Source organism: Paenibacillus sp. 01T442 (genome assembly GCF_056398345.1).
In genome coordinates this window covers 113,618-133,351 of sequence record NZ_JBFTPF010000013.1, presented here as the reverse complement: position 1 = coordinate 133,351, position 19,734 = coordinate 113,618, and the positions used below count along the sequence as shown (strand labels likewise).

At 48.3% G+C, this 19,734-nt stretch carries 12 protein-coding genes; 1 reads left to right on the top strand and 11 read right to left on the bottom strand.

Annotated elements, in window-relative coordinates:
- Window positions 1–39: 39 nt before the first annotated feature.
- The 3 genes from AC1DLM_RS13595 to AC1DLM_RS13585 form a co-directional block, all read right to left on the bottom strand.
- Complete coding sequence (locus AC1DLM_RS13595) at window positions 40–1,983, bottom strand: TOMM precursor leader peptide-binding protein (protein WP_477570256.1); 1,944 nt, start codon at window positions 1,981–1,983, stop codon at window positions 40–42.
- On the bottom strand, window positions 1,980–3,908 hold the full coding sequence (locus AC1DLM_RS13590; RefSeq protein WP_477570255.1) for a putative thiazole-containing bacteriocin maturation protein: 1,929 nt from the start codon (window positions 3,906–3,908) through the stop codon (window positions 1,980–1,982). Before AC1DLM_RS13590 ends, AC1DLM_RS13595 begins: the two co-directional genes overlap by 4 nt.
- Before the next feature lie 174 nt (window positions 3,909–4,082).
- Complete coding sequence (locus AC1DLM_RS13585; protein WP_477570269.1) at window positions 4,083–4,388, bottom strand: hypothetical protein; 306 nt, start codon at window positions 4,386–4,388, stop codon at window positions 4,083–4,085.
- 431 nt (window positions 4,389–4,819) lie between these two features.
- On the opposite strand from AC1DLM_RS13585, the gene AC1DLM_RS13580 reads away from it, so the two are divergent.
- A complete protein-coding gene (locus AC1DLM_RS13580) occupies window positions 4,820–4,924 on the top strand; it encodes a YjcZ family sporulation protein (protein WP_441990714.1) in 105 nt (34 codons plus the stop codon).
- A gap of 101 nt (window positions 4,925–5,025) precedes the next feature.
- Here the strand turns inward: AC1DLM_RS13580 and AC1DLM_RS13575 are convergent, their stop codons facing one another.
- From AC1DLM_RS13575 to AC1DLM_RS13540, 8 genes are all read right to left on the bottom strand, one after another.
- Window positions 5,026–7,626, bottom strand: a complete 2,601-nt coding sequence (locus AC1DLM_RS13575) for a glycoside hydrolase family 3 N-terminal domain-containing protein (protein ID WP_477570254.1) — start codon at window positions 7,624–7,626, stop codon at window positions 5,026–5,028.
- A 169-nt stretch (window positions 7,627–7,795) separates the two neighbouring features.
- Window positions 7,796–9,535 (bottom strand): S-layer homology domain-containing protein, encoded by a 1,740-nt coding sequence (locus AC1DLM_RS13570; RefSeq protein ID WP_477570253.1) that lies wholly within the window; start codon window positions 9,533–9,535, stop codon window positions 7,796–7,798.
- A 73-nt stretch (window positions 9,536–9,608) separates the two neighbouring features.
- Window positions 9,609–12,395, bottom strand: a complete 2,787-nt coding sequence (locus AC1DLM_RS13565) for a glycoside hydrolase family 3 C-terminal domain-containing protein (RefSeq protein WP_477570252.1) — start codon at window positions 12,393–12,395, stop codon at window positions 9,609–9,611.
- Window positions 12,396–12,680: 285 nt separating this feature from the next.
- Complete coding sequence (locus AC1DLM_RS13560; RefSeq protein ID WP_441990710.1) at window positions 12,681–14,051, bottom strand: ABC transporter substrate-binding protein; 1,371 nt, start codon at window positions 14,049–14,051, stop codon at window positions 12,681–12,683.
- A 67-nt stretch (window positions 14,052–14,118) separates the two neighbouring features.
- The gene (locus AC1DLM_RS13555) at window positions 14,119–14,949 is read right to left on the bottom strand and encodes a carbohydrate ABC transporter permease (RefSeq protein WP_477570251.1); all 831 of its coding nucleotides are present in this window, start codon (window positions 14,947–14,949) and stop codon (window positions 14,119–14,121) included.
- Window positions 14,950–14,953: 4 nt separating this feature from the next.
- Window positions 14,954–15,907, bottom strand: a complete 954-nt coding sequence (locus tag AC1DLM_RS13550) for a carbohydrate ABC transporter permease (RefSeq protein WP_477570250.1) — start codon at window positions 15,905–15,907, stop codon at window positions 14,954–14,956.
- A 253-nt stretch (window positions 15,908–16,160) separates the two neighbouring features.
- A complete protein-coding gene (locus tag AC1DLM_RS13545; RefSeq protein ID WP_477570249.1) occupies window positions 16,161–17,741 on the bottom strand; it encodes a response regulator in 1,581 nt (526 codons plus the stop codon).
- 69 nt (window positions 17,742–17,810) lie between these two features.
- The gene (locus AC1DLM_RS13540; protein ID WP_477570248.1) at window positions 17,811–19,568 is read right to left on the bottom strand and encodes a cache domain-containing sensor histidine kinase; all 1,758 of its coding nucleotides are present in this window, start codon (window positions 19,566–19,568) and stop codon (window positions 17,811–17,813) included.
- Between the last annotated feature and the right edge of the window lie 166 nt (window positions 19,569–19,734).

Sequence of the window (19,734 nt, the reverse complement as noted above, 5' to 3'; positions counted from 1 at the left end):
TACCGCGATTTGGCATTAGCCGATATCGACCCTGCTCATTTATGGGAACGGATGCGGATGAGCATTGAGCTCCTCCGGACGCAAAGGGCGCTCCGTGTACCCTAACTCGGCCGGCACTCGCAGCGCCCTTTCCAGTCCCGCCAACCGTGTAAAATGGTAACCGAACGTCATCGGAAGCATGCCGGGCATCAGCACTTTCACGCAGTGCAGCCCGTTACGCCTCAGTTCCGGTGTCGACTGGTCAACCACAATCACGTCCATATGCAGCTGGAGGAACTTATCGATCATCGCCTTCAGATCTTCGGTCAAATCCCCGTGCTTCGGAGTGACCCCAAATTCTTGAGCGAATGCTCGCATCGGCCGGTTTTCCTCCAGCAAAAAGCGCAACCGCGGCTCCGCCTCCGGCAGGCTGTACAGCAAGGAATGGTCCTCCATGCCTTGAACCAGGGAAGGATTGTGGAACATCCGCACATAATCCTCTCGGTTCGCCTCGAATTTATGGTCTAGTGTTAGCATCATCCCCGACAACTCGTGAACCGCCCCTTTCGCTGCCCGTACCGGATCCGGGTGTGCTCCAGCTGCACAAATAAGATTCACTCCATTAGGCTTTCTATTTTTCGCCACCGCCCAAATGCTAGGAATGCCATTTTCCATCGTCGCGTTAAACAAGAGCACGTCAAAACCGGCAACGGCCCGCAGCCGATCAACCATGAGCTTCAGGTCGCGGTCTCCGGATGATTGTGGGTCTATACGGGGAAGCGGCAGCTGTGCGTACCATGTCAGCAAGAACGAATCGCGCTCCACGACCTCCAGCATCCCGTACATGATCGCTTCCTCCAAGCTTCCGCCCAGGGCGCAGCCGTTGGAAGTCTCGTATACGAAGCCTTGCCGACAGGGAGAGCTGTAATACGCTAGCCACTGCGGCACCAAGATCGGGCGTCCTTGCGCAAACGAGTACCCCCAAGCCCAATCGGTCTCGGCATCAGGATCGAACGGTTTAAAAGGAAATCCAGGCAGCTCATATTGCTCTTTCCCATACAGCCCGACCGTCACGGGATCGAGCGCTTCACCCGCCAGTTGACGGTAGCTGCCACGAACAACCGGCCGCTTGCCGCGCGGCGCCATACCACAATAACGCTCCAAGCCCTCCAGAATAGCCGACAGCTCGCTATCCGCGTAGCAGTTCGTCCGGCCCGCCGTCACTTCGTCCTGCTCTAACATCGGAAGATTCACGGTCGCATCGGCCAAGGGCGAAATCAGATCCAGCATTTTTCCGTTCAGAAATCCGATCTTGTAATCGAGATAGTCACGTGCCAGAAAAGCTTTCAGCTCTTGGAGCGATCGGCTGCGGTAGATGTTTTCTCCGACTTTCGGAGACGGCTTGAGCGATATCCGGGCAGCATCCTGCGAATCTTCGGGGAGACTTCCGCAAATGGGACACAACGGGTCCGGTAAGAAGAAATGGCTGGAGCAATTCAACGTCTTTAGGTTGACCAAAACCACATGTTCTTCCGTGCGGGAGCGGATGCGCCGCAGCACGTTCCGCGATTCCGCCGCAATCAGATACGCCATCTGCAACAGTCCCGTGCGCGATGCCCATGTGTCAGACGGGATTCCCCCGATCTCCGTCAAACACTGCTGCAGCCCCCACATTTCCCTGCTGTCGCGCCCCGCTATAAGCTGCCGGGTATCGGCGCACCTGGAGCATCCAGACTGGCCTGGCCTGACGAGCGGACCGACAACGCCCTCACCGAAGGYGACGAATCCGCGAAGCCACGGGATGCCAGCAACCTGCAGCTCCGCTTCCACCTCACGGAGAACGGCTGGATGCCAGGCATCGTTCAGCACCAGGGCGAATTCCGCATCTTCCGGCAACCCCTCCTTGATATCGGTCACTCGAACGATTCGGCACTCGGTGATCAGCTCCACACACACCAGCTCCGCCAGCACTCCTTCTCCGACAACGGCTACGACCGCGCTCATCCGGCTTCCCCCTCTCCCAGCAGCACGCCGAAGACAGCAGCAGGACCATCACGCAAAAACGGCTCCACCGCCAAGTCGATGATGAAAACTTCCCGGCCGCTTATTTTCAGCTTCCGCATCGCATCCTTTACCCGATCCAGTTTCGACTCCGACTCCTCTGCGGGGACGGACAGCTCCAGCGGGGCGTCTGAACCAAGCTGGATGGTCCTCACTTCCACGGCATGCGGCACGCGGCATGCCGACCCGTTTTGCGCCTTCATCAGCGACGCCTGCAGCGCCCTACGGAGCGCCGTTGTCACGGTCAAGCCGGTGGCTGCGAACCATCCATCCTCCGTGCCTGCCCATACGACGGGAAACCCGCACACTTCCTCTCCAAGCCCAATCGTCGGTGTGCCCCGCATCGTGGTCAGCCCCTGTAAATAAAATAAACACGTCTCATCTTCAATCTGACCGAGCCTAACCCGAACGATAGACGGCTTCCGGTCTGTCAGCCGCGCCTCCAAATGCTTCGTCAAACAAGCTTGCAGTCCGCGAGCCGCGCTTTCTGCGGCCGTCTCCCCGCTACCGACTCCGATAAACTGCTCGGTGTTAACAAGAACCCCCCCAAGCCGCGTCACATACGCCTCAAGCCCGGCTAGCCCCGCTTCACGCCGCGCCTCCAAGTGCGTCAATCCCGAACAAATGATGTCAGGCAGCAGACCAACTGGTCCTTCCGAAAGCGGATCGGCTGCCTGAACGCGGCACTGTGACAAGGGTAGCTGGCCAAGGTCCCCTTCCTCCCAGCTATGGAAAATTCCCGTTCGGTCCGAAGTCAACTTGCTGAAGTACGAAAACAGCCCGTTCACTGCGCTGCCTTCTGGCTCTACCTCGAGCCGGAGCTCCGCGTCATCCACCCAGTTGGCTGCGGCATTAACTTTTCCGGCAACAAGCGGATGCGGCAGCAATGGGTGCCAGCTTCCTTCCAATGTCTCCAAATCAAGCAGATACAGTGAGTTTCTCAGTTCCGGATTGGCGGTGCCCGTCACAGTCTTAAACAGCTCGAAAACAATCACATTCGCGAGCAGTGCCCCCCCCGTTGAGGAGAAGGCAAACCTCTCCGGATCTTTGAACACTTCGGACTCGTGGATGCGCCGCCATGCCGATTCCCAACAAACCTCACTTTCTGGCTGCACAAGCGGGCCCGCGATGCCGGCCTGATGCAGTCGCATAGCGGGAATCAGCGTTTTGCATTCCGCTTGGCATGCCTTATGAAGAAGCCGCAGCTCCTCGCAATCGCCCTGCTCAGACACATAGAGGACCGTTTGGAACGGCCGAACGACTTCCCTCCAACCGTCGGCACCCTTGTTCGGCAGTACAACTTCCCCAATCGCCACCTCGGGATCCGTCAAGCGAGCGTGCTCCACCAAAGTCGTAAGCCGACGTCGATCCGTCGGCAACGAATCCGTAATCAGCATGCGGAACCGTGGCAGGCCTGACTCCAGCAGCGACGACACAAGCGCGGAAAAGATCTGGCCTGAGCCGACGACGAGCACCTCTGCCTGCCGGAAACACTGAAACCGGTAAGCGCCGGAATCACCGAAGCTATCGAGATAAGCAATTTGCCCTGCATACCTGCGGAAAGTTTGTTCCGAGAGATTGTGGGCGCGATCCTGGCTCACATCGCGCGCAAAGCCTTTTTCCCTCAGCACTTCCGCGATTTCGTACACCTGGTCCCGGTATGGGCCGGATAGCCCGTCCGTCAATTCCGCCAGTGTGTGCTCCCCGCTGAACATGGGGATAAGCTTTTCCAACCATCGGTCAATCATCTCACCTTTCATGTGGAACGTGCCAACATTGTTACGGAAATAGACGCCGTCATTCTGAACCGGCAAAAAAAATGTATCCGCCTTTACCTGAAGGCGCGCAGACGAAGTCAACTTTGACATCTCAGCCCTCCTAGCCGTAAACGTGTTCTCCAATTTGCAATCTTCGTTCTATATCATATGTACGACTATTTGTCCMTCATGTCAGACAACTCTTTAAGGGATATAAAATCTCCCATGCACAGCGCCGTGCATGGGAGATCGGTTTACGACAATCCAGAAGAGAAGGCGAAGGCGTTAGCGGCAACGGTGTCCGCCACCGCATTGGTGGCAATTGCCTGCGCATTGGTGGCAGAAGCCCGCGCAGTTATGGCAACGAACGCCACCGCAGAAGCCGCCGCAAACCCCACCACAAGCTCCGGCGCAAAACACGCCGCAAAATCCAGCGCAAAATCCGGCACAAACTCCAGCACAAACTCCGGCACAAACTCCGGCACAAACTCCGGCACAAACTCCGACGCAAAGACGCGACGGATCCGCAGGCACTTGGCCGTTCGGAAACTGGCCGGCAAGATACTGAGCCTGCTGCTCCCAAGGCGTCATTTCGGTTGCCTGGAATTGCGAAACACCCAACTGCTGAAGCTCATTTTGAATATTGGTCATGTGATAAACCTCCAGTATTTTTTTATATCAACTTGATTCCAACTTATGGTAGACGCTCCGCGTTTGTTACTAAGTCAAAGGCCCATTTTTTGGGCATCTGTACCAAAACGTCCGGACACGCAAAAACGCCGGTCCCCAGATAACCTTTGAGGGCCGACGTTCTTCTTTCCTGAATTGGAGGATACTTCTCCGGATTGTTGTCCGATGGACAGACAGTAATCGTTTCCAGCTGCACTCTCCATTTAGAAGCGGTTTATTTTGCATTTTTTATTCATTTCAACAAGCATACCTGACTTATGTCCAATCAATATCTGTGTACCTAGCGTATGATTATACCGTAATGAAATTTCACTTGAGGGGAATGAGTAAACATGAGTGGTGCAAGTTGTGCAGGTTACGGTATTGGTACTAGCTCAGCAGCTGTTTTAGTTCTTTATATTCTTTTGGTTATTATCTTAATGACTTTTGCATTTTAAACCAACATCACAAAATACAAAAACGGTCTTATCGCGAAATAAATGCGAAAACTGACCGTTTTTTTCTAAGTGAATGATTCGCGCACTAGGCTGATACCCTTTTAATTGATTGCTTGAGCTACAGATGCAAGATCGACAATGTCAACAAAACCATCATTGTTTACATCCGCTAACTTAAATTGGGCCCAATCTGCACTGCTTGATTTCTTTCCGTATGCCGCTGCAACGAGACCTAAGTCACTAATGGTCACTATACCGTCGYCATTCAGATCGTATTTCGTGTAACTTATAGTTAGACTTTGAGAAACTTGGCCCAACTGAGTTGCATTACCTTTTCCATCAGATAAAACGATTTTAGCTAACGAAACAACGGCAGGAGGCGTCTGTGCAGCTGACTTCGCTTTAAATTGAATGCTTAGTAGATTGCCATCCGCATTTATCGCATTGCTAGATCCCAAGCTTGCGAGTAAAATCCGTACTTTTCCTGGCTCTGTCACGTTTTTACTTACAACGGACAACCCTGTTTTCAATGACTGCGCATTAACAAATTCTAATTGAGTTGGATCAAAACTAAGTGTCAGATCCTGCGCGTATACGCCATGTGTAACACTTTTCGATATATTATTCAAGCCATAATTCAAGCTGAAGGTACTTCCAAGTGGTGCCGCAGTACTTCCAGTTAGAGAAGCACTAGCATAAGATAAGCCAAAACCGAATGTGTAGTCGTCACCAACCGCATTCGTGTAGGAGTAGTGGAACTTCTCTGCGTAGCCCGGTACGTCCGAAGCGTTTTTCTCCACAGCATCCTGGTTGGCTGGGACCGTGATCGGCAGATGACCGGTAGGGTTGAAGCGCCCACGCAGCACGTCGAGCAAGGCGTCGCCCTTGATGTTGTAAGTCGCTACGACCGCCGCAGCGCCAGGCTCGACCTCGTTGATGACCCACGGATTGGTCATGTTGACTACGAGTGCAGTCGGGACGGCCGCCTCGATTGCCTTGACCTTGTCAACGTCGATACCAGTGAGCGTGCCTAACTGAATCTCCACCGTGGAATCATCGGGATACTCGTATGCTTTGGGCCGCAGCCACAAGAGGGCGGCGTTCGCCTCCGCAAGCGTGCCGACGACTTTAACCGACGGATCTTTGGCGATGAGATCCTTAAGCGCAGCGGTCTGATCGGCGCTCTTGCTACCGTTGAAAACCTCCACGTACAGCTTCGTAGTGACGAGGTTTGCATCGGTCAGCGGCAGCAGTCCCTTGTTGTTGCGCAGGAGCGTGACTGACTTGCGTTGGGCCTCGTCAGCCCGTGCCTGGGACACAGGCGATGATGCGATGGCCTGAGCTTCTGTCGGGTTCGTGTACGGGTTCTCGAAAAGTCCCAGGTTGAACATCTCCGTGAGCAGGTGCGTCAATGATGGGGTGAGATCCTGTTCTTGGATCAGGCCCTGGTTAACCGCGTTGATAAGCCCGCTCGGGTTGTTGTTGTCCGAGAAGATGGACGCTCCGGCCTTGATCGCCTTGGCGAACTTCTGCTCAATTGTCAGGTCATGCACACCATAATCCGTGCTGGTCAGCGGTCCGCTGTCGGTATTCACGTAGCCAGTAAAGCCCATCTTGGTCCGCAGTAGGTCGGTGATGATTCCCTTGTTGTAGGCGCCTGCCACCTCTTCGAACTGCTGGGTTTCAGAGTACCACATTTCTTTCGGGAGTTGATCAGCACTCAGCGAGTTGCTAGGGGAGTTGTAGAAGGACATGATCGAGCTCACCCCTGCATCAACTGCAGCCTGAAACGGTGGGAGCTGGTACTTGAAGAGGCTTCCAGCTGTCGGGTATTGTGTCCATCTGCCGATCTCTCTGTGCGGGTCCAGACCTCGAATTAGAGGGCCGTCACCGGGGAAGTGTTTGGCGGTAAGGGCTACAGAATCGCTTCCGACCTTCTGCCCTTGGAAGCCGAGGACCAGTTCACGGGCAATCCCCGCATTTAGTTCCGTGCCCTCGCCGAAACTTTCATTGATACGGCGCCAACGTGGTTCTGTCACGACCTCAACTTGGGGGCCGTACATCTTCTGGATGCCGGACGTGCGCCACTCTTTGCGTGCGATCTCAGCGAAGTCGCGGATAAGAGGGAGGTCGCCTGTTGCCGCGAGGCCCAAGGGTCCGGGCCAGGTCGAGAACTTTCCAGAGGCCTCAATTTTGCCGAACTCAGCATCTTCTATAACGTAGTTCCGCGGGTTGGAGGTTAAGACGAGTGGGATACCTAGGCTCGTGGCCTCCGCGACCTCCTGGTACGTGTTCGCCCGTGTGGCCAGATCGAAGGCCGAAGGGTTGTCACGGATGATGAGATAGTGGATGCGTCGGTTGTTGACAAAGTCCTTTAGGCCGGTTGTGCCCTCGAGGACAGTTGGCAGGGAGGTGATCTGCATAAGGCCGGCTTTATCAGCCAAAGTCATGCGCGTAATGAGGTCGGCCACGCGCTGATTGGTGGGCAAGCGCCAATCCTCGTACGGGTCCAGTGAAGTGTTTCCATTTAAATCTTTGAATTGCTTGCCATCAATCGTAAAGATGCTCTTAAAATGACTGGAGATTACAGGCTGAACGGGGTCAGCCGCTTTTGCATTCGATACAACAAAGGACGAAGATAACACCGACGTAACAAGCGAAGATAGTAAAACCTTTTTAAAATGTTTCGAGCTAATCGTCATTTTTCTATCCCCTCACTTTCTTTTATTAATAACACCATTTCAATAATTCTTAAGTATTAAACTTTCATTTATGTAGGTGGAATACGCAGCATAGTGTTCGCCCCCTTTCGTAAATCTTTAAGGGCAAATTTTATTAAGCGTTTTCATTTCTTATAGAAAAAGCTTCTATTTACTTAAACAAATTTGTAAAAATGTTATACATTAATACAGCGGCTTGTGCTCTATTCGTAAATTCTTTAGGATGGACAGCATTATCATAACCATGAACAAGCCCCATTTCGACTAGTGCAGCTATACTAGGAGCCGCATAAGCTGATACATTGGCATAATCTTTAAATTGTTTTAGTTGCTCTTCCTTTGAATTGGTTGTAATTTGTTTCGACACTCTCAGCGTACGCTCAGTCATTACAATCATGTCTTCTCTTGTGATCGGTTCGCTAGGCTTAAATAAATTATCGCCCACGCCTTCCGTAATCCCCATTCCTCTTGCAATTCTCAAAGCTTCGTCGTAGTATTCGCCTGCACGTACATCTGCGAATTTGTCTCCCATTCCCCTGCTGCGGTCTAGCTCTAAAGTGCGAACTAACAAAACTAAAAAGTCCGCGCGTGTGACTGGCTGATCAGGGTCAAATGACTTGTCCGAGCTTCCGTTGATAATTCCTTTAGAAGCCAGAACTTCAATCTGATTTTTTGCCCAATCCAGGGAGGCAATATCATCAAATGTTTTTTGAACAAATGCTGCTGCATATTTACTAAAGTGTGTTGTCGTAAAGACAACTGTACCCGTTTTCTCATCATATCTGCCATTTGGTACCGGGATCGGTTGTCCATCGCCGGACAAGTACCATACAACGATATGCTCAAGGTGCTGCTTTTCATCATCAGTCGGTGAATAAGGCATGCGTACTGTCACCGGTGCATTCGGATTGTTCCATGATACCTTCTTATCTCCGGATTGCAGGCTCAAATCAATCACAGGCCGGTCACCAATTTGATTCAATACACCCTTATCCAGCTTGCTGACATCAGCTTTCCCGATTTCCAGCGTGACGTTGTCGCCAGATAGTTCATTGGCACGAAACATATTATTCGGGATGTCTACCGATGCAAGCGGCGATATAACTTGTATTTGAACGGAGTTCCCGCTATTTGAGAGCAAATTCGCCGGAACTTGCAGTTTATATGCTTCCGCACCAGGTATTTCCTTCATTTCAATATTGATTTTCTTGATTCCCTTTTCATTTGCAGCTGTCTGTTGAATTGCCTTATCCCAATTGGCATTACTTAAAACAAAGGTTGCCGTTTTCGTTGCTGCGTCCAAATTCCCATCCCCGGGTTGCATGACGATGGTTCCCTTGCTTACTTGGTCATCTTTTGGTGTATTAGGTGTTGATGTTTGTGTTTGTGGTGGTGGATTACCGTTACTACTCGAGACGATCGACACCGTCACCTTCGCATCGGCATTGTACGGATAATCATTTAATTTACTATCTACAAGCTTCACGCTTTTCAGCTGAAGCTCTGCGCTCCCTTGAAGGATTGTTTTAAATGTTGCGGTGGCAAGATTTACAGTTCCATTCTCACCCGGTACTTTGCTTACCTTGGTAAACGCAAATTGCAGATGATTGCCATTCACCTGAGGATCAACTGAAAACCCTCCGGAAACACCGCTGCTGATCCMTTTAAACTCCATCATCGCATTGTCAAAATCGAGATTCAGTTCATAAGCATACAGATCGGTTATATTTCTTCCCGTGACGGTAACCTGAATCTCATTGCCTAGCGTCACCTGAGAGGCATTCAACCCCAATGAAAAAGATGGAGCCGTATCAGCAAAAGCGACCTGCGGCAGCAAAAGCATGATACTCATCAATACCATTAAGCCGAATGACTGTAAGTTTCTTCTCACTTTGAAGACCATCCTTTCGTTAAAGGCAGGGGAAAGTTACTAAACTTTCGCCCATGCCTTTACATGTAGTTGATTAAATTTGTTGTGCTACCGTAGCTAGATCGACAATATCGATTTTGCCATCGTTGTTCAGATCCATTAACTGATACTTAGCCCAATCCGCATCACTTGATTTCTTACCGTATGCAGCGGCAATGATACCCAAGTCACCAATGTCCATAACGCCGTTAACGTTGAAGTCGGCTTTATTGTAAATTTGAGAAACATTGGCCAACTGAGTCGTTCCCCCAAGCGCATTAGATACTAAGATGCTTGTTAAGGAAATGGGATTCGCCGTCACGATGTTTGTTTTTACTTTCAATTGGATGCTTAGCAAGTCAGCATCCGACTTGATTGCATTGGCTGCGCCTAAGCTTGCGAGCATAATCCGCACGATGCCGGGCTCGGTTTGCTCTTGTTTTATAACAGATAAGCCTGGTTTCAGTGGTTGCGCACCAACAAACTCGTATTCGGTAGGATCAAATTGAAGTGTCAGATCCTGTGCGTAAACTGCAGAATAAACACTACTTGTTACATTTTTCAAGCCGTATTTCAAGGAGAATGTTTCTCCCGCTGTTGCGGAAATTTTTCCAGTAAGAGTAGCGGTTGTCCCCACTGTGATGGAGTCTGTCAACGTGATGTTGTTCGAGGAGTTGCCGACAAGCACCTTGTAAATACCAGGGACAGTTTTCCATGCGTCTGCGTCAGTGTCCCAAATGGACAGCGGGTGGTTCGACGCGGCTGGGTCGATAGTGATCGTGACTTGCTTCTCCTCACCGGGAGCGAGCCAGACCTTCTTAAAGCCTACCAGGCGCTTGGGAGGTTGGTTCGCGCTCTCAGGCAGACCCAGGTAGACCTGGGGCACTTCTGCACCCGCGACGGTTCCAGTATTTTTTACGAAGACCGACACTTGGAATGGCTTGGTCCCATCGTTGGACTTCTGCGAGATGGAGAGCTTAGAAATTTTGAAATTAGTGTAAGACAGCCCGTGGCCGAAAGCGAACAGCGGCTTGATGTTCTCCGCATCGTACCAACGGTAGCCCATTTCCAGACCTTCGCTGTACGTCGCTGTCAACGGCAGGGGACCTGCTCCGTCGGGGTCAATCCCCGGCCACTGCGCAGGCGTGGCGTTTKCGGCTTCCCGCTCCTTGCTCGGGAACGTGATCGGTAGTTTGCCGGAGGGATTGTCGATCCCCAGCAGCAGGTTGGCCACGATGTTGCCGTCCTCCTGACCTGGATACCAGGCCTCAAGGACCGCTGGCACCTTGTCGAGCCACGGAAGCAGCACCGGGCCGCCGTTCTTGAGGACGACGACGGTGTTCGGGTTGGCTGCAACCACAGCCGCGACCAGTGCGTCCTGGTCCACCCCGTCCGTAACCGGCAGCGCGAGCGATGAGCGGTCGACTCCCTCACGGGAGATATCGCCGACCATCACTACGGCGACATCAGAATTCGCGGCCAGCGCCGCGGCATTCGCGATGTTGCTGGCGTTGTTGTAGGTGACCGAGGCATTGGAGCCCAGCGCGTGGAGCGCGTTGTTCAGGCCCTGCTCGGGCGTCACGGTATAGGGCGAGGTCACGACGATCACATTCGAGGGTCCCTGCGAGTTGAACTTCGCCGAGCCGGCGAACGTCGGGGTCCCGATGAGTGCGACCGATTTGAGTGAGGCCGCCTTCAATGGCAGTGTGCTGTGGTCATTCTTCAATAGGACGCTACCCTGTTCCCCGATGTCCTGGATCCGCCGCCCGTTGGCCGCGAAGTCGATTGGCCTCAGGCTGTTGATAGGGTCGTCGAACTGCCCCAACTTGAACATCACGGTGTACCGCCGGTCGAGCTGCTTGTTGATATCGGCGACAGTCAGCGCACCCGTATCCAAAGCCTCGTGGATCAGCTTAGGGGTAAACCAGAGGGGACTGGCGAACTCGAGGTCGAGGCCTGCCTTGATGGCCGGTGCCGTGCTGTGTGTTGCCCCACGGTCGGACATGACATAGCCCTTGAATCCCAGGTCCTCGCGCAGCCAATCGGTGAGCAGTTCAGAGCTTTCGCAGGCGTACACACCGTTCAAGTGCGGGTAGGAACACATGACGGATGCGAGGTTGGCTTCTTGGATCGTCATTTCGAACGGCAGCAGGTATAGCTCGTGCATGGTTCGGTCGTCGACGATGGTGTCCATGGTCTGGCGGCTGGTCTCCTGCTCGTTGGCCGCAAAGTGCTTGGCCACGGACTGCACCCCGCGTGCCTGCACGGCGTTGACCTKGGCGACGGCCATGACTCCCGCGAGGTAGGGGTCTTCACCAAAGTACTCAAAATTGCGTCCGGCGTTCGGAACCCGGCCCAGGTTGATGCCTGGAGTGAGCAACACGTTGTGGCCGCTGGCACGGGTTTCCTCCCCAATGATGTCGCCCCATGCCGATGAGACGGCCGGGTCGAACGATGAGGCGACGGTCAGAGCACTGGTCAGACCCGTTGAAGTCGGTGCCACAGCGCAGTCACCACCGCCAAAGGGACCGTTGGTCATCCGGAGAGTGGGGATGGCCAGGTCGGGGATCCCTTCGACGTGGCGCCCCTGCGCGGAAAAACCGCAGCCGGGGAGGTTGGTGTTTGCCACCGGCTTCATGGCAATCTGCTGAATCTTCTGATCCAGCGTCATGGCACCGATGAGAAGTCCGGAACGCACCTCGGGCGTGAGCGACGTGTTCATCCAGGGCATAGATGGACTTGTTGTCGCGGTGTCTGCAAAGGCGCTGCCGGCAAAGGTGAAGGTCAACGACAAAATAAGTGAAGCCAACGTAAGTTTTTTCGAATGAAAGATAGAAGCCAAACAGAATTCCTCCTAATGGTATACTTGTCTTCAAACAGCTTGGTATTTACGACTTACACTCCCTACACTTCTATGTCCCAAAAACGGTTACAGCGTTCTGATTTTAACTCCGATTCCGAAGTRCATCCCCCCCTTCTAAATATTGTTGAAGAACTTTCTTTACAAGATCACTCTTTTTGAATGCGCTTTCAATCAAGTTGAATCCAACCCATCCGGACTTTATATGAACTTCACGGATGGGTTAGACGACCTTCCTACCTCCTCCAATAGTTAGGCAATTTTTAGCTATTTCTTAATTCCTTTGTCATATTCCACTTTCGCCTTTTCCATCGCGCTGGCCCAACCATCAAGAAAGGCTTCGGCTGTCATCGTTCCGGACATTACCTTTTGGAAATTAGGTTCTAATGTTTGAGCCAATATACTACTGTAGTCAGGTAAATAAGTCGGCACATCTAATACAACCGTGTTTTTGTCAGCCATTACATTGGCACCGTCTTGAATGTGTTGGGATTTTTTCACATAGTCACTTTGTAACGCATCTACGTTAATAGGCATTTGACCGATTTTTTCATTCCAATAGGCTTGAGATTCACTGGAAAGAATAAATTTAAAGAATTCCCATGCTTCTGCCGGATGCTTGCTGTTTTTGAATATGCCATAACCATTTGCAGTTGGAGCCACGATTGTTTTGCCGTTGTCTGATTTCGGTAAAATTGTTGACGCGAATTTCCCCTCACCAAGCGATTGCAGATGGTTGTTGTAGGATCCGAAGTTATGCTGAACCATTGCTGCTGTTCCCGTATCAAATGTAGCTACCATTTCTTTATAGGCGTTCGTAATGTCGCTTGTAGGTGTAAACTTTTTATACATTCCTACATATTTCTTCAAGAACTCCACATTCTTTGGATCATTTACTGTAGCTTTGCCCTTGTCATTGAAGTAATGCTCCACACCAGAATACGCATACATGGCTGTAGTCAACTGATTAATACTTCCTGATCCCCCACGGATGGTGTATCCGAATTGATTCTTACTGGCATCTGTCAACTTCTCAGCATCTGTGAAAAAATCATTCCACGTCGTAGGCGGCTTTAGACCCGCATTTTTGATCAAATCGGACCGGTACCAGAAGACATCTAAATACATGGTACTTGGAATTTGGTACAGCTTTTTATCAGGTACCAACGTACGGTTGTAATCAACTAGACTTTTGGTGATTTTATCCTTCTCAGTCCATTTATCGAAGAAAGGATCCAATGCTAAGAGTGTACCTTTGGCTGCAAAGTCGGAGATCCAGATCCCAGTAACTCCGCCAATATCCGGTGTATCGTTTGAAGCGATTGCRACATCATACTTCTGTTTAGCCGAGGAGAATGGAATCCCAACATATTCAACCGTAATGTTCGGATTCTTCGTTTGAAAACGGTTAATAATTTCCTGTAAATAAGGCGTGCGATCTGGTCCGGCATTTTCATCCCAGAAGACGAGTTTTACATTCTCGGCTGGCTTTGCCGTAACAGCGGGCTTCGTAGTATCCTCAGGTCGGCTGCTAGCCGGACTGCTTGTACTGCTGCTTGTGCTTGTACCGCAAGCGGACAATAGCACGGCAACACTGAGGGTACTTAAAGTAAGAACAGAAGTCATTTTTCTAAACATGCTTTCAACATCTCCCTTTTCATTGAATCATATATAGGCTAATTCCCAGTGGGAAATTAGTTCAAACTTAGCCTTTGACGGCTCCAGACCCCATACCCTGAACGAGATATTTCTGTACAAAACCGAATAAAATCACAGCAGGTACTAAAGATATAAGACTTCMGGCAGCAAGCGCGCCATAATGGATATCGAACTCACCTTGCATATAGCGTAAACCGACTGGAAGCGTGAACAGTGCCGGTTTACTTATGAACATCAATGCGAACAAGAACTCGTTCCATGCACTAATGAATGTGAATACTGTGGTTGCGACTATACCAGGAAGAAGAATTGGAAATATCACAAGAAAAATCGCTTTCAGTCGGCTACAGCCGTCCACCATTGCAGCTTCCTCCAGTGCCTCCGGGATATTGCTGACGAACCCGCTCATAAGCAATGAATTGAAAGGAAGTTGGAACGTACTGTAGGTAATAATGAGCGCAAGTAGATTACTAGTCAGCCCCAATTGTTTGAATATCATAAATAACGGAATCAGTAGCATTGCGCCAGGTACAAATTGCGTACATAGCAGCATAATCATGAAGGGATTCTTTCCTTTGAACTTAAATCGGCTGATCGCGTACCCTACCAATACAGAACAGACAAGTACGATAATGACAGTCATTCCCGAGACGAATACACTATTTTTGAAAAAAACCGAAAACCCGACATTTTTCCAGGCAACTACATAATTTTCAAAAGTGACTCTCTCGGGCCAATAGCTGATAGGTAATCTTGTAATTTCTCCCTCTCGCTTGAGAGATGTCACGATGGCCCAATATAGTGGGAATAGAGTGAAAGCCATAGCCAAAAGGAGGGGCAGTCTCAATACGAACAATCGATCCAATTTTCTTAACATCTGTCTATTCCTCCCTGCCATAACGACTCAGTTTCAAGTAGCCCATTGCAAACACTAGCAGTATGATAAAACTGATTACCGTCAGGGCAGAGCCATATCCAAAATTCTGTGAGATAATCGCTTGATTGGCCACATACATCGTTAGCGTCGTAGTTGCGTTAGCCGGTCCACCACCGGTCATCGTGTAAATTAAATCAACATTATTGAATTCCCAAACGGCTCTCAGCAAGGTGGAAAGAATAATCGAATTTTTCAAATATGGAAGCGTAATATGGATGAATGACTTCCATCGTCCCGCACCATCTACCCTAGCTGATTCGTATAAATCTTGGGGGACTGTTTGTAAAGCTGCTAACATCGTAATCGTAAAGAACGGAATGCCTMTCCAGAGCTCCGTGAGTATCACAGCCGGGAATACCGTATTCAAGTCCGCCAGCCAAGCAAAGTTTTTTTCGATAAATCCGAATCTTACGAGTAGACTATTGATAAGTCCCATATGCTCATTAAAGAGCAGCGACCACATCGTTGAAGTAATGACCCCAGAGACCGCCCAAGGCATAATCGAGATCGATCGGAACAAACCGCGATAAGCAAAAGTCTGCGTTAAGAGAAGGGCAATCAGCAGTCCAAATATTAATTGAAATACAACTTCTATCGATACCCACTTAAAAGAAATCAACAAACTGGAGTAAAACAATTCATCCTGACTAAAGATAGTCTTGAAATTATCCAAACCGATAAATCCGTTATAATAAGGCTTGGCTGGATTAAAATTTTGAAAACTGTAATAAAACACATTGGCCATCGGGTAAAATAAGAAGCTCATAATGAGTAGAACGGCTGGTGCAATCAACAAATAAGGCATCCAATGCGTTCGTGGGCGTTTCATTCGTATTCGCTTTGGTCTGTTTGTCGGACTGGTCGACAGTTTGTCTGTGTAGATCGTGTTGGCACTCATTTGTTTCCTCTCTTCCTTCATGAATTACAGAATTGCAGCGAATAAGGATCCCTATAACGGGCCTTAACTTACTCATTCGCTTCACTCCGTTTGGCTATAAATTAAATATAGGGATAATTGGTTACGTTTGGAATTCAATATCTTTTCAGCTCTTATCAATATCTTTTCATCCTAAAAGTTCAATATTTTAAAAAATGAAAAGCACTATCCTATGATTCAGGAAGTGCTTTTTCTGGCTAATAAGTTAGTGGAATTAGTTTGACGCATTCTTAAATTCTGACGGGGATACACCTGTATATTTTTTGAAACAGAGACTGAAATAATGCGGATTTCTAAAGCCTACCTTCTCAGCAACCTCATACGACTTCATATCATAAATTCGAAGAAGCTCCATAGCCTTTTTCATACGTAATTGATTAAGGAATTCACTAAAATTAATGTTTTTTTCCTTTTTGAAAATAATACTTAAATAGGTCGGACTGATGTGTACGACACTCGAAACGTCCTGTAAAGAAAGGCCCTCTTGCGCATAATGCGTCTCCATATACGCCACAACCCGATGAATGACCTTCTTCATCTGATTATCGCGTTGATGATTGACGATGGACACGAATTGGATCACAAGTTGGCGAATACAAGCAAAAATTTCATTGACCGTTTGCATCTGTTGCTGCTTCGTGTAGATCGAGTAAAAATCATCTAACTGTTTGGCATGTTCTTCTAATTCTTTGTACATCACTACGGTAATTTCAACCCCAATTAGACGTACTCTCGATAAAGAAATCGATTGGCTCTTGATGATGGACTGCTCCATCGTACTTAATATGGAAAGTGCCTCTTCCTCCAAGCCCAACTTGACCTTCAAAGCCAGTTCTTTCTCCAGTCCTTCAAATACGGCAGATTCACTATGAGGTGCGAGACCGATATCGGCAACCGTTAACACACGGTTCGTCCCCAAAATATGACGGAACTCCAGAGAAGATCGGGCATCCTGATAAGAAAAAGCAATGTCTGCAGCCTGCTCATAATCAAAACCAATGCCTGCCGTCACTGTGGTTTTCAAAAATTTCTCTACATTGACACGGATGGTTTCTGCAATCTTATAAGCCTGGCGTTCCACGTCCTCATGCAAATCTTCAGCAAAAACAATGAGTACGATTTCATCGTCAATGGAATTAAAAACAATGCCTCGTCCCAAGCTAGCAAGCGTTTCTTCAGCAACGTTGATAACACAGTACTTGAGCACTTCTTTTCCAAAACGATTCTGGTAATCAGGGTAACTGTAGTCATCCGCCTTCAGCAAAATGACAACAAAGCGGGCAGCATTAAGCTGAAGACCGAGGAAATCGATACCTGAATGAATTTCTGCCGGAGCCAGCTTTCCGTTAATTAGTTTCACCAAAAATTGCTGTCGCAACAGCGGCATTCCTTCAACGACCTTCTGCTTCATTTCAGACTCATATTCATGCTCTTTCATTGCACGTTTTGCCGTTTCAAGTAACTTTTCACTATCAACGGGCTTTAATAAATAGTCAAATACCTTCAGTTGTAACGCTCTTTTAGCAAACTCGAAATCATCGTAGCTCGTCAACATCAGGATTTTGGTTTCGGGATAGGCTTTAACTACCTGCTCAGTCAGTTCAAAGCCATCGACAAATGGCATGCGTATATCAGTTATTATCAAGTGAGGTCTTTTCTCAGCTACGAGTTTCAAGCCCTCCTCACCATTCGCTGCAGAGCCCACCACTTCAAAGCCGTTAAGCTGCCAATCAATGTTTTTACTTAAACCACGAGTAATAATCACTTCGTCATCAATAATTGCAACCTTATACATACAGAGCCCCCCTAGCGTTTTATGTTAGCCATGTTATTTTGCATAAGCACCACGATAACATAACTTCCATTATCTGAATGTGACAACAACGATGGTTCCCGCTTCCGAACTACTCTCATACCTAAGTCCATACTTCATGCCATAATTCAACCGAAGACGCTTATGCACATTATAAATACCGATACCAGTTCCATCCCCATCCTCACTCGTGCACATGTTCGACAAGGATCGGTTAATTTGTTCAAGTTTCTCAGCAGCCATACCCGCACCATTGTCCTCTATACGAATCACACAATCATCCTCTTGAATAAAACCCTTGATACGGATATGGCCCTTTTTACGACTATTCTTAATGCCATGGTAAATCGCATTTTCAATAAGTGGCTGCAAGGTCAACTTTACAATATTAAAATCAAGCACAGCTGGTTCCATATCTATTTCATAGGTAAAGCTGTCCCCGTAACGCAACTCTTGAATTGTAAAATAATGATTGATATGCTCGATCTCCTGAGACACAGGAATAATCTCGCTGCCTTTACTAATCGATATACGAAAAAAATCGGAAAGTGAGGTTACCATCTGGCTTGCTTCTTTCTTTTCGTCCAGTTCAATCAGATGCTTAATAGAATACAGTGTGTTATAAAGAAAATGCGGCCTGATTTGAAACTGTAGTGCTGCTAATTCCGCCTTCCGCTTTTTTTCCTGCTCTTTCTCTATCTGCAAGAGCAGCTGTTTGATCCTATGGATCATATCCCTTATCCCTCTATTCAATACGCCAATCTCATTTCGCGACAGTTCCTTGAATTCGATGTCAAGGTTGCCTTCTTCGATCGTATTAATTTTTCGCGTAAGTCGAATGATCGGCTTCGTAATGATATTGGCCAGAAAGTTAGACAAGAAAATTGCAATCACAAATAAAATACACATAATCACTAAGATCAGGTATTTGATGTAGCTCACTTTATGGAGTAATTCATCCTTAGGTACAACCGCAGCTATTTTCCATTTGTTGATTCTTAATGTATCGTAAACAACAAGCATCTCATTCCCAAATTTATTGGTAATTGTGATTTGTCCGGATGCTTGTGCGGTTTGCATGACTAACCGCTGCAATTCAGAATCCTTAATCTTATATTTTTTCGCAACATTCTTGTAGGAGATAATTCCTTCCTCGCTAATTAGGCTTAAATAGCCATTATTACTTATTGTTGGATTACTTAAAATCGTTTGAAAAAATGAATTTTTTATATTAAAAAGAATAATACCTTTACTATGCTCAACATCTTTACCCAGCAGATTATATAAGCTTACCACTTTCCCGCTATCATTCTGATTATGAGAAGTCCCAAAAGGGTCAGTATGAAGGGTTTCCCAATGGATAACAGAAATCGGGTCGGTTGCTTGTCCAATCCTGTAAGGTTCAAGCGAAAATTTCACCTGTTCGGTCAGGTCATCTTTTCTGTAGAACGCTGGACGGTCATGGTTGTAATAGATCAGCGTAGAATCGATCAAAGCTCGATCGGGAGAAGCTCTGTTCAATACTCTATTCAATTGCAGATAATCTTCCGTTTGTAAGTTATATGCTGGATCTTCCGTACGCATCGAAATATCGGATAAGTCAGAATCACTAACGAGAATAGTCAGACTCGTCACCACATCTGTTAATTTATCGTTTAGAAATCTTTGGGTTTGAGAGACGGTATCGGAAATACTCGTAAATGCATTTTTTTGCAACTGACTGGAAGCAAGTAGGTAGGAAAATAAGCCAGTAGTAAATACGAATAACATAATAATTGGGATAATTATTACTAATATGGTCGATTTCAACGAACGATTCCGAATGAATGACAGGGTAACCCCTCCATAGTTTGATCAGATATTCGATTGGTGTGTAGGTTGTCTATGAAATGAATATATAGGGAAATAGATAAATGAGGAATTCAATATTTTTTTAGCTTTAATCAATATCTTTTCAAGATTAATTTCACTTCGT